The following is a 15416-nucleotide window of genomic DNA, read 5'->3' as shown; positions in this document are numbered from 1 at the left end:
CTATCGATAGCATTATTATAAACGCGATCAAAGAATACTGTGTTGCTCTCGTGGTGAAATGGATATCACGTGGCCCTCCGGAGGCTAAGTTGAAGGTTCGATCCCTTCCGAGAGCGCCATTGTATTTTGTCTTTTTCGTATCATCCCCATTGCAATGTTGAAATCGGTGTTTCAAGTCTCGATAGCTGAATCCAGCCCTTTAATCTATACCGATGAAAATACGTTAATTTATCTAAGCAAGACTGCTTTCTGCGTTTTTATTTACGCTTCTGTCACCATGTGAATATCTTTACGCTTGATATGATTGTATTTTACCCAGCTCAAAATGTATGCTTTAGTTAAAGTGGTGGCAATTCTTAAGCGTTTACATTTTTTGAGCGAGTAACATGCAGTATTTAAAAACAGTTATTTATGTGGATAATGTGGAAGAGGTACTTGATTTCTATTATCAGGCGTTTGGCTTAAATGCGACGGAGTTAACTGAGTCGGCTGATTATGGTGAATTGAATACCGGAGAAGTTAAGCTCGGGTTTGCAAGTCATCCTTTTGCGCAAGCGCAATTTAAGCAAAGTTATATTCGAGCTCAGCCAAAGCAGCCTGCATTGGGGTTTGAATTAGCCATGCGATGTAAAAATGTGAGTGAGAGTTATGATAAAGCAGTGAATGCGGGCGCGGAGCCTTTAATGCCACCTTGCAATAAGAATGAGCACACACAAGCTTATGTGCGTGCTATTGACGGAACACTTATTGCGCTAGTCAGTGAGTGCACGCGCTAAGCCGGTAGGCTCAATCTCAAGACACACATTCTCATCGTTCCAATTTAGGCCTAGTAGTGCTTGGTCTTCATTTAAGTCTTCTACCCACTCATCTAGAAATTCATCAAGTGCGATAGGGGTTGGAGTATAACCTTGCCATTCATCTTTACATTGGTTTTGTGCTTTCTCTGCGCTATCCCAAACCAATAACACATCAGTTGTTTCAAATTGGTTTGATTCACACACAACCACACCACCATCGTCAGCCCCAAGTGCCCATACTTGAGCGCCGAGGCGAACTTTTTCAACGAAGGTGACAAGTTCTGATTCAATTTCAATGTCGCTCATGGTGTATACCTTATTAAATATGTTTATTTATGTGCGAGGATCGCTTTCTTGTACGCCAACACGCTCATTTTGATTCTTATGAAAGTGTAATAGGGCGGCAAAAGGATTTAGATCGGTTAGATCTCTAAATATTATCCAGTCTAGCAGGCAGTATAAACTGATCTGCAAGTACTGGCAGTCTAAAAATTCATTTTTAACACATTGTTCATTTAAGTCAGTTAATACTTCGCGAATACGCTCTCGCTGTAAGTTAAAGAACAGTATATTACTGTTGGTATCAAGCCCAGAGCGCTGAGAAATAAGAATTTCCACGAGAGAATCATTACATGCATTGATATTAGTCAATTGATTCTCTTGCCACCAGGTAAGCGTGGGCAGCGCATATTGTGTCGTTAAATAACGAAAAATGACGTTAGAATCGCTCACCTGGATATCACCATTCACTAAAAATGGGATTTTTCTAGCTGGGTTATGTTCGATAAGTTTAGCTCTACCTTGTACAGAAAAAATATCGAGATGGATATATTCAATATCGAGCTTATGTAAGGCAATAAAAAGTCGAATACGTCGGGCATAGGGAGATGAGTCTGAGCCAAAAAGTTGCATAATAATGTTCCTTTAAAATATTCACAAAAAAAGCCGCATTTAGCGGCTTACTCTAATGTGCAACAGCTTTATTCAGTGCGACTGGTTACTTCTAGCAAGTGGTAACCAAATTGAGTCTGTACCGGACCTTGCACATCGTTCAGTGGTGCCGAGAATACCACAGTATCAAATTCAGGTACCATCATGCCAGGGCCAAATTCACCAAGAGCCCCACCATCTTGTCCCGACGGGCAACTAGAGTATTGTTTTGCTAGTTCAGCAAAGTCTTCACCGGCAGCGATTCGTGACTTTAGGTCTAAACATTCCGCTTCACTATCTACTAAGATGTGCCTTGCGCTTGCAACTGTCATAACTTCTCCATATTTCGCTTGTGATTAGTTTTTATTCAGAATTTATTCTAATACAGATGTATTAAAAACTCACGATATCATTGTAATGCTTTTTCAACTACACTCACCATTTCGTCTGATAAAGGCTTAGTGCGACTGTTAAAGCGAGTAATTGATTTTCTATCGGCGGAGACAAGGTACTTGTAGAAGTTCCACTTTGGTGAACTTGTTTGGTTTCCAAGATGTTTAAAAATAGGGTTAGCACTATCCCCTCGTACATCAGATGTTGCAAACATATTGAACGTCACGCCGTAGTTTACAAAGCAGACTTTTGCAGTATCTTGTTCATCGTCTTCTTCTTGAAAAAAATCGTCCGAAGGAAAGCCAAGCACAACCAAACCTTGGTCTTTATACTTTTTATGGAGCTTTTCTAAATCCTCAAATTGGCCCGTAAAACCACAATTGCTGGCTGTATTTACGATAAGCAATGGTTTGTCTTTAAACTGGCATAAATTGAGGGTTTCTTTAGAACGCAATTTTCTTAATTCAACGTTAGTAAAGTCATCGCAAGTAGAAGACAGCGTATAGGTGCTCATTAAGAGGCTGGATGCAAGTAGGCTCAGTTGCAGTAGTTTGTTAAGCATTGGCTTTCCTTTGTTAGTTGAACTTGCTTATGATACGTCAATAGACCTTAAATTGATCAATTTTATTACACTATGAATATACGAGTTGCTCGCGAGATAGATTTACCCGCTATTGTGTCAATTTATAATGAGACAATAGCCAGTCGAATGGTCACTGCTGAGACCGAGCCTACGACGGTTGAAGCGCGTAAAACCTGGTTTTTTAGCCATAATGTTGAACGTCCACTTTTTGTGTATGAAGAGGCGGGAGAGGTGCTAGCTTGGCTAAGCTTTAAATCATTCTATGGTCGACCTGCTTATATTGGAACGTGTGAACTGAGTATTTATATTACCGCGCACACTCAAGGCAATGGACTTGGTACAACATTACTGCAATTTGCTGAACAGCATGCAAGGAATATTGCAGTAGATACATTACTTGGGTTTATTTTTTCTCATAATGAGCCCAGTATAAAATTGTTCGAGCGACAAGGTTATAGCCGTTGGGGAGAATTACCCGATATAGCTAAAATGGACCAAAAACGCTATAGCTTAGCTATATTTGGTAAACAATTATCTTTACCTTAAATCGCAAGTATTAAAATTCGACTACACTTTTGTGTGTTAGAACACGGAAATAGAAATAGACTATGTCGAATAAAGTACTAATTATAGACAGTAACAGCGTGCTTGCGATGCGCTTAAAAGTACTCTTTGAGCTGTTAGGTGGGGAAGTAGAACATATTCATTACAATATGCTCGATGAAGGTGTTCAATTCTCTAGTTATGATGTCATCGCGATTGCTCATGGGATCCCCAGTGACTATTTAACGGTTTTATTACCCTTAAAAGAACACTGTAAGTTAATTCTTTTAGCCCCAAAGCCTGATAACACTGAACATTTAGAGGTTTTTAGTCAGTTTAATAAAGCTTTGCCTAATGGTATTGTGATTTATCCGTTCTTTGCAAATAAGGAAATCACACATTTGCTAGAGCGGGTCTTAGAAGTGGGGGCCAATCAGCGTTTAGTCTTGCCAACTGTGCTGCTGGTGGATCACGCAGATGACCGCTTAGATGAGTTAGCGACTAGCTTAAGAGGGGCGCAACTGGTGGTATTTACAGCATGCTCTTTAGAAGAAGCTGTTACTGTCGCAGAAAAACAACATATTGATTTATTGATCAGTGACTTCAATCTTCAAGTGGGAACGGGTGTTGAGATATTTGTACAATTGAAAACACTGAACCCAAATTGTCGATGCCTACTGTTTACATCCCGAGCAAGCCAAGTTGATATGATGGAAGCAATTCGTCAAGGGGCTGAAGATGTCTTAACTAAGCCCTTTGATGAAAGTGAATTATTACAATCATTGCATAAGCTTTGGCAAACTGAGTTGCTACGGCGGCATAATCAAGAGCTTGTTGAACGATTGCAAGAAACCGTTGATGCATTAATTGAGCGCGACAGCTTATTGCGGGTGATTTATAAACATACACCGGATCCCATTGTATTATTTAAACGAAATGGCGCCATTATTGAAGCAAATGATGCTTCGATGCGGTTACTTAAATTGTCACAAAGCGAGATACAAGCGCGTTCTATCTATGATCTGTTTGCAACAGACTGTACTGACACATTAAAAGTAGCAATTAAGGAAGTTGGCATCCAGCGACATTTTAATTGCGAGTTAGTTTTGCCGCAAACATCGGGGGATATCCCCTTGATGGGCACGTTTAATGAAATTGACCATCATGGAGAGATTGCCTTTGCTGTTATTTTTAAAAATGTTGCGCATTTAAAGAAAAAACAACAAGTGCTTGAAGAAGCTAAAGAAGTTTTAGAAGCTGAAGTCCAGGCACGCACAGCACAACTGCAAAGTGCAAAAGAGGCCGCCGAAGCTGCGAACTTAAGTAAATCCGAATTTTTAGCGAATATGTCTCATGAATTACGCACGCCTATGCATTCAATTTTGAGTTTCGCTCGATTTGGTTTAGACAAGTTAAATTCTGGAGAGGCACCACTTGAAAAGCTACAGAAATACTTGTCGAGGATAGAGACCAGCGGTGAGCGACTGCTGCTTTTGTTGAACAATTTATTGGATTTATCTCGTTTAGATGCTGGGCGCTTTCCATTTAATCCCAGTAATCATAATTTCACAGGCATTTTGAAAACAGGCATTGATGATGTTGCAGGGAGCGCCTTAGCAAAGAAAATACAGGTCGAATTAAATGTGCCTGAAGCACCTATTTTATTGTATTGCGATCAAGAGCAAATAAATCAAATAGTCCGTAATGTGCTAGGAAATGCGTTGAAATTTAGCCCTGAGAACAGTCAAGTGGTTGTTGATGTTACGCTTTCAGACAATAAGGTAAACGTTGCAATTAGTGATCAAGGAATGGGAATTCCTGACGATGAATTAGAGCAGGTTTTTTCTAAGTTTGTGCAAAGTAGTAAAACGAATAGTGGTGCTGGTGGTACAGGTTTAGGCCTGGCGATATGCAAAGAGTTTGTGTTGCTTCATAAAGGCTGTATTTATGTCAATAACAACGCATGTGGCGGTGCAACTGTGTTTATTGAATTGCCATTAAGCCAACATTAAACAGTTGAAGTAGTTAGCAATCACGAAAATCACGACTATAACTAAAGTTAGTGACAAACATACAAAAGGAATAGACATATGGCCCTTCAGCGTATTTTAGCCGTCGATGATGAACCGTTTAATTTAGAAATACTGGAAGAAATTCTAGAAGACCTGAATTTTGATTTGCTGACAGCCAGTAGCGGACCTGAGTGTTTAGAGATCATTGAAACATTTGACCCTCAGGTAATATTGCTCGATGTGAGCATGCCCCAAATGAATGGATATGATGTTTGTCGGGCGATCAAAGCGAATCCGGAGACTCACCATATTGTGGTTATGTTTGTTTCTGCAAGAGGTTCTGTCGAAGAGCGTATGGAAGGGTATGCTGTTGGTGCTGAAGATTATATCGTTAAGCCATTTGGCCAAGGCGAGCTCAAAAGTAAGCTGATGAACTTAAGTCAAATGTTATTAGATAAAGACATATTGGAACAGCAAGTAGAAGATGCGACATCAACCGCATTTGATGCAATGGCTACCAGTAGTGAAATGGGGCAAATCGTTAATTATATCGAACAAATTTCACAGGTTGATGATGTTTCCACATTAATTAATGCGATGATAAAGTGCTTATCTAGTTTTGGCTTGAACTGCAATGCTGAGGTGCGAGTTGATACACAACGTCACCACTTTGCCACCAGTGGCTTATGTTCACCAATTGTGGTGGAGTTATTTGATATATTAAAGTCAAAAGGACGCCTTCATGAATTCACCAGTCGTATACTGGTAAACTACGATTTGGTGAGTGTTTTGATTCTAAATATGCCTAGCGATGAAAATAAGCATGGTCGTATTCGTGACCATATTTGTTTTTTGGTCAGTGTGACAGAGCAGCAGCTACTTGCAATTATGACGCGCAAAGAACTTAACACACAAAAAGACAATTTAGATAATGCCCTCACAATGATCAATGGTAAATTTAAAAGTCTTATGGGTATGCTTAACACAAACCGGCGACAAAATGAGTCTGTGTTTAGATCACTACAAGAGCGTTTTGAATCTAAGATCCCGACAATGGGTTTAGATGAGGACCAAGAAATTTTCATTTTTAGTAATGTAGATGAGGCAATTCAAAATTCAGTGGCGCGTGAGGAGGCGATTGACATGGTGCAAAGCGCTTTTAAAGAGATTGAAGGGGACTTATCATTATTAACTGATAAGTCTTAGCGTTATGCGTCTCGAGGCAGGCCTTTTTCAATAATCCTTATCAGGCGTGCTTGTTTTCGCTCGGTATTAATTTGTTTTTCATTCTGCTGGGAAATAGCCCACTCAATATGTTCTTGTACGAGCGGCGATGAGTGCTGATGCCGCTCAGTTAGTAGCTGAATGATAGCGGGGTTGTAGTCTGCATTACCCAACCCTACTGCAATATTACGGAGCCAGCGTTCATGCCCAATACGTCTGATCGGGCTGCCTTCAGTATTTTTTAAGAATGTTGCTTCGTCCCAAGAGAATAAGGTTATTAGATCTTGGTCTTTGATATTTTGACGAGGGTGAAAGTCTTGTTCATCAGTGAGTTGGCCAAAGCGGTTCCACGGACAAACTAATTGGCAGTCATCACAGCCATAAATTCGATTACCTAATAGTGCCCTATACTGTTCTGGGATTGCGCCTTGTAGCTCAATTGTAAGGTAAGAAATACATTTTCGAGCGTCAACCACATAAGGTTCAACGATTGCGCCTGTTGGGCATAAAGTGATGCAGGCATTACATTTTCCACAGCCTTCAGATTCATTGGGATTATCAATGGGTAATGGGATACTGACAAACAGCTCACCTAAGAAAAACCATGACCCAGCTTTTTTATTGATCAGTAAACTATTTTTTCCGCGCCAGCCAAGCCCCGCTTTTTCAGCAAGTTGGCGTTCAAGGACTGGTGCAGAGTCGACAAAAGGCCGGTATCCCAGTTGTTCAACTTCACGTTCAATTTTTTGGCCTAGTTTTTTTAACCTGTTGCGCATTACTTTATGATAATCGCGACCGAGCGCATAGCGGCTGATGTAAGCTGTTTGTTTATTATTGAGCGCCTTGGCAAAACTGGCATCAGGAGGTAGATAATTCATTTTGACTGAGATGACGCGTTGGGTACCTGGCACAAGTTCCGCAGGGCGTGCTCGTTTCATACCGTGTGCGGCCATATACGCCATTTCTCCGTGGTACCCATTGTCTAACCAACGCTGCAACTGCGCTTCATGTTGGCTGAGATCAATGTCAGTGATACCAACTTCAGCGAAGCCAAGCTCTACGCCCCATTGCTTAATTTTTTTTGCGAGTTCAATATAGTCAATATGAGTGATAGTCACAGGAAATCGATCTTGGAAGCTAAATACCATGGTAATTTACCACAGTTTGCGTATACGGCCCAGCAAGTAAAGGACAATGAAGGTCAGGCTGCCAGCGAGATAGGCATTAGCTTATCGCACCTGATGGAGCGAGCCGCAGATGCGGTATTTTCCTTATTTGATCATGAGCTGCTGAATGCTGAACGCATTCTTATTCTTGCGGGTAAAGGAAATAATGCCGGAGATGCCTATTTACTGGCGCGTTTACTTCATATGACGGGCAGAGTCGTTTCGGTGATGAGTCTGTTTTCTCCGCAGTTATTAACTGGAGATGCACAGAGTGCTTATGAGAAAGCTGTATCCGCTAAAGTGCCTTTTATAGCAAACTTTGCTGAAAGAGGCAGCTATGATGTGATAGTTGATGGTGTTTTTGGCACGGGGTATTCTGGTGAATTGAGTGCATCAATCAAGACGATATTTGATTATTGCAATTGTAGCTCGGCAATGCGTTTAAGTATTGATGTGCCTAGTGGCATTGATGCGTCTTCTGGAGTGGTCGCTGAGGGTGCTTTTGAAGCCACAATTACGATGACTTTCATCGCGTTAAAACAAGGTATGTTGACAGGGAGAGCAAAACATTTTTGTGGAAAACTGCTATTTGCACCCCTTGGCATTGCAGAAATTTTTTCAGCACGTGTAAAAGCTGCCGTTCATTACAGTGCTCAGCAAACCTTTATGGCGCAGAGGCTAAATCGGGACCCAGATTGTTATAAAAACCAATGCGGTCATGTTTTACTCATTGGTGGGAATAAAGGGATGGGTGGCGCGATTCGATTGGCCAGTGAGGCATGTTTAAGAGCGGGCGCAGGTTTAGTGAGTGTATTAACACACGCTGATAATGTCGCATTGGTACAACAAGGACGTTACGAACTTATGGTTCATGGAGTGAGATCATTGAACAGCGAGCAAGAAGCAATTGATAATTTATTTATCAAAGCTGATGTGTTGGTGATAGGCCCTGGTTTAGGACAAGATGCATGGGCGCAAACGCTGTTTAAGAGGTGTTTCGAATTTGAGCGGACGATCGTATGCGATGCAGATGGACTTAACTTATTAGCAAATACCCAGCAGCGTTTTAGCGATAGCGTGATCACACCGCATATTGGTGAAGCCAAGCGACTGATAGGAAATGATTCAGACATAGAATTGTCGGATAGATTCATGACAACGTCATTTTTAGCGCATGCATATCACAGTACGGTTGTACTCAAAGGTCCAGGCAGCATAGTTTATCACTGTGACCGTATGAATATTAACCGTTCGGGAAGTTCAGCAATGGCCAGTGCTGGGATGGGGGATGTGTTATCTGGTATAATTGCGGGCTTACTTGCACAAGGTATGGAGAAATTTGCCGCAACGAGTTTGGCTGTGTATATTCATGGATTAGCGGCAGAAAAAGCGGCAACCGATGGTGAAAAAGGACTACTTGCCAGTGATTTATTTGAGCATATTAGACGTTTACTGGGGTGAACATGAATGATGTTTTTTGCCTGCATTTAGTTGATGAAGCGGCAACGGTTAAAATGGGACAATGCTTGTCTCAAGTAATAAATAAAGGGGCTGTATTGTTCCTCCATGGTGACTTAGGTGCAGGGAAAACCACATTAAGTCGAGGTATCGTTCAGGGCTTAGGTCACACAGGTAAAGTGAAAAGCCCAACATATACGTTGGTTGAACCCTATGAGCTCAAAGATGTCTCAGTATATCATTTTGATCTATATCGACTGGGTGATCCAGAAGAGTTGGAATATATGGGGATTCGAGATTATTTTGCTGAAAGTGCAATTTGTATTATTGAATGGCCTGAAAAAGGGGTCGGCTTTATTCCAACCCCAGATTTAAATATAGAGATGAAATATCAAGATCAACAGCGCTGCGTGACAATTACAGCACAGAGTGAGCGCGGTAAAAATATTATCAGTAATTTGGAATAAAATGAGACGCTTTGTACATCATATTGTAGTGCTATGTGCTTTATTACTGTGTTTTATCAACAGTGCGGTAGTGTTAGCTAAAAATAAAATGGAAGGCGTTCGTGTATGGCCCTCTCCAGATAGTACCCGAGTGGTTTTCGACATGTCGTCTAAGCCTGACTTTAGTTATTTTATGCTGAAAAACCCGTTGCGCTTAGTCGTTGATTTGCAAAGTACGCAGCAGGCAAAGTATTTACCGGCTGTACCAAAAAAACATAAACTAATTAGTAAATTACGCTACAGTAAGCCAAAGAAAAAGAACAGTACGCGAGTGGTGTTTGAACTAAGTGGTGCGGTTAAGCCTGTGATTTTTGCGTTGGCACCGACAGGACCTTATAAAAATAGATTAGTTGTCGATTTATATTCAACAAATACAACTTCACGCAGTGCTGATAAAATCAACGCAAAGAAACGTACCCGCGTTGCTGACAGAGATATTGTCATTGCGATTGATGCAGGACATGGTGGGGAAGATCCTGGTTCGATAGGGCCCTCGGGCACGTATGAAAAAAATGTAACATTACAAATTGCCAAAAGGATTGCCCGATTAGTTGATAAAGAGCCAGGAATGAAAGCGCGTTTAATTCGTACCGGGGATTACTATTTAAAGTTAAATACCCGAACGGCACGAGCAAGAGAAAAACGCGCTGACTTCTTTGTCTCGGTACATGCAGACGCATTTTCGAGTCCTGGCCCTAACGGTACTTCTGTATGGGTTTTGTCATTACGACGCGCGAATTCTGAAATTGGTAAGTGGTTAGAAGATAAAGAAAAGCATTCCCAATTATTGGGAGGTGCTGCTGGGCTAATTAAAGACACTGCTAATGAGAAATATTTGGCAAAAGCTTTGTTAGATATGTCGATGGATCATTCTATGAAAACAGCATTTCAAGTGGCTGATGAAGTTGTAAAAGAGTTAAGAAGCGTTTCTAAATTACATAAAAAGAAGCCACAAGCTGCTAACTTTGGTGTACTAAAATCACCAGATATACCTTCTATTTTGGTCGAGACTGGTTTTATTTCTAATCCGCGAGAAGAGCGGAAGTTGAATACGGCAGAGCATCAACAAAAGCTTGCTAGCGCTATATTTGTTTCTATTCGTAATTACTACAAACGAAACCCGCCAGATAATTCCTTATTTGCAAGTTTAAAAAATAATACACCGGTTAAGCATAAAGTGAAAAGAGGAGAATCTTTGAGTGTGTTGGCGAGTCGTTATGGCACCACCGTGACGGCCTTGAAAAAACACAACCGTTTGAAGAAAAATACCTTATACATTGGCCAAATTCTGACTATCCCAAAAGCGTAGAGTATGAGTATAGAAATCCTTCCAGCCCGTTTAGCGAACCAAATAGCCGCCGGTGAGGTTGTTGAGCGTCCAGCGTCAGTGGTTAAAGAGCTGGTTGAAAATAGTATAGATGCTGGCGCGACCAAAATTCATATTGATATTGAACGAGGTGGTCATAAGCTCATTCGAATTCGAGATAATGGTCAAGGGATCTATAAGGATGAGCTAACATTAGCGTTATCGCGACACGCAACCAGTAAGCTAAAAAGCCTTGATGACTTAGAGTGTATATCATCGCTGGGTTTTCGCGGAGAAGCGCTTGCATCGATTAGTTCGGTTTCACGGCTGACATTAAGCTCTAAACCACAGGAACAAGAAACGGCGTGGCAAGCATTTGCTGAAGGCCGAGATATGGCGGTTAAAATCCAACCCACGGCTCACCCCGCAGGGACGACCATTGAAGTGAAAGACCTTTTCTTTAATACGCCAGCTCGTCGTAAATTTTTACGAACAGAAAAAACAGAGTTTAGCCACATTGATGAGTTACTCAAGCGGATAGCTCTGAGTCGATTTGATATTTCATTGACGTTGACCCATAACCAAAAGGTTGTGCGGCAATACCGTGCTAGAGAGATCGCACAAGGTGTTAAACGGGTGGCGCAAGTTGCAGGGAAAGAGTTTGAACAGTGTGCATCATTTATTGAGTCAGGTTCAGATGGCTTAAAACTTCATGGTTGGGTTATGCCTGTCGGCAGTAGTAATACCACGCAATACAGCTATGTAAATGGGCGTATGATGCGCGACAAACTGATACTGCATGCTATTCGACAAGCTTTTGAAGAGGTGGTTGGTGAGCTGGCTTTGCCGGGGTTTGTTATTTATGTTGATATTGATCCACGACAGGTGGATGTCAACGTACATCCGGCCAAACATGAAGTACGTTTTCATCAGGCGAGATTAGTGCATGACTTTATTGTGCAAGCGATTAAGCAAGTTGTATTGCCCGCTGACCAAGTTGGATCTTTGGAAGGCGAACAGGTTGGATTGGCTGATGAATCTTACGCTATGCAAACGCAGCATCAAGAGGATGAACAGCACCAAGCATATCGTAGTTCACTACAAAGCGTTAATGAAACAAATGGCGATTACGCTGATCTAGTGGGGAATCACAATTCTACAGACATGAGTATGCGCCAAAAGGGCTCAGAAGGTAGTTGTCGTTCTGGTCGTGAACGAGGAGCAAGCGGAAAAAGTGATGAGGCGGGTTATGTCGCTCATTCTACGCAACCACAGCATAACGCTCGGAAATATAATGCAAATCAGCTTTATCAGGGGTTATCTCATCAACAGGCCAGCTATTTTGATAATGTCGTTGAGGTAGCGGAGCCAACGGTAAGTTCCGTTAAGTCAATTTCTTGGTTGAGTATGCCCAATGGTGCGGTGTTAATTAAGCAAGGTAGCGATATCTGTATTTCGCACTTTGAACATGCTTTGACGATTTACTGGCAAAAAGTCATTGAGCAGGATGCTGCATTGTTGGGGAAAGCGTTGTTATTACCCGTTAGAGTTAACTTGGAAAAAGCGGACCTTGCAAAGTTGCATAACCAAAGTTCATGGTTAACCTTATTGGGGTTTGAAATTTCATTGTTTGAGCAATATGCAATGATAAAAAAAATGCCAATGAGCTTATACAGTATTGATGTCGCAACATTTATGACGGAGCTATTGATTGGCTGTACAGCAGGCTCTGAGTCATTAGAGCAGTGGCTTGAATGGCTCAATAGCCATACTCCCACACGCTATTTTGAATCGGAGCATTTTGCAAAGATTCAACCCGCAGTAGAAAAAAATACCGAATGTTTGGCGCGTATTCAGGAAAAAACAGTTAAAATAGATCCCAGTATATTTTTGACGTTATTACAGCAAAGGTCTGAGAGTGAGTAATTTACCGGTTGTAACACTAATGGGCCCGACCGCCGCTGGAAAAACGGCGTTGGCCATAGCACTATGCCAACATTTAGATACACAAGTGATAAGTGTTGATTCAGCTTTGGTTTATAAGGGTATGAATATTGGCACCGCTAAACCTAACGCTGACGAATTATCTCTTGCGCCACATCACCTGATTGATATGTTAGATCCACTCGAAAGTTATTCTGTGGCCGATTTTCGTCGTGATGCGATTGAAAAAATCGATATGTTGCATAAGCAAGGAAAAGTACCTATCTTAGTTGGTGGTACTATGATGTATTTTAAGGGATTAATTGAAGGCTTATCACCATTGCCAGAGGCTGATACCGCAGTACGTAGACAGCTAGAAGCGCAAGCAAAAACGCATGGATGGGCTGCTTTACATCAAGAATTAACCAATATTGATCCTGATGCAGCAGCAAAAATCAGTGAAAATGATTCTCAGCGTATTAATCGTGCATTAGAAGTGTATAGGTTAACTGGGCAAACGATGACCGTTTTACAGAAGCAAAAACAGCCTACATTGCCGTATCAATTTCACCAATTTGCGATTGCACCACATGATCGTAAAGTATTGCACGAGCGAATAGAAAAAAGATTTAATATAATGTTAGATCAGGGGTTTAAAAATGAAGTTTTGACCTTATATCAGCGTGGAGACTTACACCCAGATTTACCATCGATACGCTGTGTTGGCTATCGACAGATGTGGGAGCATTTAGCGGGAAACTGCGATCATGACGAAATGGTATTCAAAGGGATTGCGGCAACCAGACAACTTGCGAAGCGCCAACTAACTTGGTTAAGAAGTTGGCCAAATGTGAATTGGTTAGAGACTGATGATCAAGAAAACTTGCAACGCGTACTAACTTCGCTAAGCTAATAGTAGTTGTTAAATCAATCTGTTCCGATTTGATGACAGCGAAATTATAATAACACCTAGAACGAAGGAAAAGAAAATGGCAAAAGGCCAATCGTTACAAGACCCATTTTTGAATGTCTTACGTCGTGAGCGCATTCCTGTTTCAATTTTTTTAGTTAACGGCATTAAATTACAGGGTAAAATTCAATCGTTTGACCAGTTTGTAATTTTGCTTGAAAATACAGTAAACCAAATGGTTTATAAGCACGCTATTTCTACCGTTGTGCCAGCGCGCGCGGTTAATTTTCAAAGTGCGCAAGGCAATGAAATTGCTGAGCAAGGCGATGAAGGTAGCTATCAATAAAAACTAGGAGCGTAATGCTTGTTTGACCGTTATGAAGCCGGCGAACAGGCAGTTTTAGTACATATCGAATTTCCTAATGAAGGAGATCGTGAAGATCTTCATGAATTGGAAATGTTGGTATCTTCTGCTGGTGTTAGTAGTTTGACGGTTGTGCAAGGCAGCCGTCAATCACCACATGCCAAACTATTCGTCGGTACGGGTAAAGCAGAAGAAATAGCTGAAACTGTCAAAATCCACAATGCAGACGTCATCATATTTAATCACCAACTCAGCCCTTCGCAAGAACGAAATTTAGAACGTATCTGCCAGTGTCGAGTGTTAGATAGAACGACGCTGATTTTAGATATTTTCGCCCAGCGTGCCAGAACGCACGAAGGTAAATTGCAAGTTGAGTTAGCTCAACTACGTCATGTATCAACGCGATTAATTCGAGGGTGGACTCACTTAGAGCGCCAAAAAGGTGGTATTGGTTTACGAGGGCCAGGAGAAACTCAGCTGGAAACGGACCGTAGATTATTACGCGAACGGATTAAAAGTATCCGTAAACGCTTAGATAAAGTTGCGACTGTTCGAGAGCAGGGGCGCAGAGCGCGTACGAGAAATGAAGTGCCGACAGTCTCTTTGGTAGGCTATACCAATGCAGGTAAATCGACTTTGTTTAATCATATCACTGATGCTGATGTTTACGCGGCGGATCAATTGTTTGCAACACTTGATCCGACACTCAGAAAGCTACATATAGACGACATAGGGTCGGTGATATTAGCTGATACCGTTGGCTTTATTCGACATTTACCACATGACTTAGTTGCAGCGTTTAAGGCAACACTAACTGAGACGAGAGAAGCTGATTTACAAATTCATGTGATTGATGCGGCGGATAGTAGAAGAAAAGAGAATATAGAAGAGGTACAATCTGTTTTAACAGAGATTGAAGCAGATGAAATCCCGCAGTTATTAATATATAACAAGATAGATTTGTTGGATGATGTAAGGCCTCGAATCGATCGAAATGATGAAGGCATGCCGATTCGGGTATGGTTATCAGCACACAGCGGTGCTGGTGTTGAGCTACTTTCGCAAGCAATTTCAGAATTACTTGCAAAGAAGATCTTCTCAGAAAGTTTATGTATTCCAGCGAGTTTTGGGCGTCTACGTGGCGCACTGTTTAATCTCAGTGCGGTACAAAAAGAGAGCTTCGATGAGCATGGAAATTGGTTAATCGATGTGAGAGTACCCCATGTCGACTGGGAAAAGCTCAAGAAAGAGCAAGGCTCAGAGATAGAAAATTTTATCATAAAATAAAATTTTCACATTAA

The 15416-nt window shown here is 41.4% G+C and carries 16 protein-coding genes and 1 tRNA gene; 12 read left to right on the top strand and 5 right to left on the bottom strand.

The window, feature by feature from the left end:
* The first annotated feature begins 44 nt into the window (after nucleotides 1-44).
* Together J8L98_RS05910 and J8L98_RS05905 are read left to right on the top strand one after the other, a co-directional pair.
* A tRNA-Arg gene (locus J8L98_RS05910) sits at nucleotides 45-119 on the top strand.
* Nucleotides 120-386: 267 nt separating this feature from the next.
* Nucleotides 387-776 carry a VOC family protein gene (locus J8L98_RS05905; protein WP_192508824.1) on the top strand — a complete coding sequence of 130 codons (390 nt, stop codon included), beginning with the start codon at nucleotides 387-389 and terminating at the stop codon, nucleotides 774-776.
* Here J8L98_RS05905 and J8L98_RS05900 read toward each other — a convergent pair.
* The 4 genes from J8L98_RS05900 to J8L98_RS05885 form a co-directional block, all read right to left on the bottom strand.
* Nucleotides 753-1103 (bottom strand): DUF2750 domain-containing protein, encoded by a 351-nt coding sequence (locus tag J8L98_RS05900; protein ID WP_210995708.1) that lies wholly within the window; start codon nucleotides 1101-1103, stop codon nucleotides 753-755. The two genes, J8L98_RS05905 and J8L98_RS05900, sit on opposite strands and share 24 nt — an antisense overlap.
* Nucleotides 1104-1130: 27 nt before the next feature.
* Nucleotides 1131-1709, bottom strand: a complete 579-nt coding sequence (locus tag J8L98_RS05895) for a glutathione S-transferase family protein (RefSeq protein ID WP_210995707.1) — start codon at nucleotides 1707-1709, stop codon at nucleotides 1131-1133.
* Nucleotides 1710-1777: 68 nt separating this feature from the next.
* Entirely contained in the window at nucleotides 1778-2059 is a 282-nt protein-coding gene (locus J8L98_RS05890) for a peptidylprolyl isomerase (RefSeq protein ID WP_010362781.1), read from the bottom strand.
* 77 nt (nucleotides 2060-2136) lie between these two features.
* Nucleotides 2137-2682 carry a glutathione peroxidase gene (locus J8L98_RS05885; protein WP_210995706.1) on the bottom strand — a complete coding sequence of 182 codons (546 nt, stop codon included), beginning with the start codon at nucleotides 2680-2682 and terminating at the stop codon, nucleotides 2137-2139.
* A 72-nt stretch (nucleotides 2683-2754) separates the two neighbouring features.
* Between J8L98_RS05885 and J8L98_RS05880 the strand changes: the two genes are divergently transcribed.
* The 3 genes from J8L98_RS05880 to J8L98_RS05870 all read left to right on the top strand — a co-directional run bounded on the left by J8L98_RS05880 (nucleotide 2755) and on the right by J8L98_RS05870 (nucleotide 6464).
* Nucleotides 2755-3249 (top strand): GNAT family N-acetyltransferase, encoded by a 495-nt coding sequence (locus J8L98_RS05880; RefSeq protein ID WP_210995705.1) that lies wholly within the window; start codon nucleotides 2755-2757, stop codon nucleotides 3247-3249.
* A 62-nt stretch (nucleotides 3250-3311) separates the two neighbouring features.
* Nucleotides 3312-5258 (top strand): ATP-binding protein, encoded by a 1947-nt coding sequence (locus tag J8L98_RS05875; RefSeq protein ID WP_210995704.1) that lies wholly within the window; start codon nucleotides 3312-3314, stop codon nucleotides 5256-5258.
* Nucleotides 5259-5336: 78 nt separating this feature from the next.
* Nucleotides 5337-6464: a response regulator gene (locus J8L98_RS05870; protein ID WP_210995703.1), complete on the top strand. Its 1128-nt coding sequence runs from the start codon at nucleotides 5337-5339 to the stop codon at nucleotides 6462-6464.
* A gap of 2 nt (nucleotides 6465-6466) precedes the next feature.
* Here J8L98_RS05870 and queG read toward each other — a convergent pair whose 3' ends face one another.
* A complete protein-coding gene (gene queG, locus J8L98_RS05865; protein WP_210995702.1) occupies nucleotides 6467-7630 on the bottom strand; it encodes a tRNA epoxyqueuosine(34) reductase QueG in 1164 nt (387 codons plus the stop codon).
* Between queG and J8L98_RS05860 the strand changes: the two genes are divergently transcribed.
* The 7 genes from J8L98_RS05860 to hflX all read left to right on the top strand — a co-directional run bounded on the left by J8L98_RS05860 (nucleotide 7613) and on the right by hflX (nucleotide 15402).
* Entirely contained in the window at nucleotides 7613-9109 is a 1497-nt protein-coding gene (locus J8L98_RS05860; protein WP_210995701.1) for an NAD(P)H-hydrate dehydratase, read from the top strand. The genes queG and J8L98_RS05860 overlap by 18 nt on opposite strands.
* Nucleotides 9110-9111: 2 nt before the next feature.
* The gene (tsaE, locus tag J8L98_RS05855; RefSeq protein WP_210995700.1) at nucleotides 9112-9573 is read left to right on the top strand and encodes a tRNA (adenosine(37)-N6)-threonylcarbamoyltransferase complex ATPase subunit type 1 TsaE; all 462 of its coding nucleotides are present in this window, start codon (nucleotides 9112-9114) and stop codon (nucleotides 9571-9573) included.
* Between the two features lies 1 nt (nucleotide 9574).
* On the top strand, nucleotides 9575-10921 hold the full coding sequence (locus J8L98_RS05850) for an N-acetylmuramoyl-L-alanine amidase (protein WP_210995699.1): 1347 nt from the start codon (nucleotides 9575-9577) through the stop codon (nucleotides 10919-10921).
* A 3-nt stretch (nucleotides 10922-10924) separates the two neighbouring features.
* Complete coding sequence (gene mutL / locus J8L98_RS05845) at nucleotides 10925-12844, top strand: DNA mismatch repair endonuclease MutL (protein WP_210995698.1); 1920 nt, start codon at nucleotides 10925-10927, stop codon at nucleotides 12842-12844.
* A complete protein-coding gene (gene miaA / locus J8L98_RS05840; protein WP_210995697.1) occupies nucleotides 12837-13754 on the top strand; it encodes a tRNA (adenosine(37)-N6)-dimethylallyltransferase MiaA in 918 nt (305 codons plus the stop codon). The genes mutL and miaA overlap by 8 nt, the downstream gene beginning before the upstream one ends.
* A 76-nt stretch (nucleotides 13755-13830) precedes the next feature.
* Nucleotides 13831-14097, top strand: a complete 267-nt coding sequence (gene hfq, locus J8L98_RS05835) for an RNA chaperone Hfq (RefSeq protein ID WP_192508811.1) — start codon at nucleotides 13831-13833, stop codon at nucleotides 14095-14097.
* A gap of 18 nt (nucleotides 14098-14115) precedes the next feature.
* The gene (gene hflX / locus J8L98_RS05830; RefSeq protein ID WP_192508810.1) at nucleotides 14116-15402 is read left to right on the top strand and encodes a ribosome rescue GTPase HflX; all 1287 of its coding nucleotides are present in this window, start codon (nucleotides 14116-14118) and stop codon (nucleotides 15400-15402) included.
* Nucleotides 15403-15416 lie beyond the last annotated feature (14 nt).

This window comes from Pseudoalteromonas sp. MMG013, from assembly GCF_018100885.1.
Classification (GTDB): Bacteria; Pseudomonadota; Gammaproteobacteria; order Enterobacterales; family Alteromonadaceae; genus Pseudoalteromonas; species Pseudoalteromonas aurantia.
This window is presented reverse-complemented; position numbering and strand designations above follow the sequence as displayed.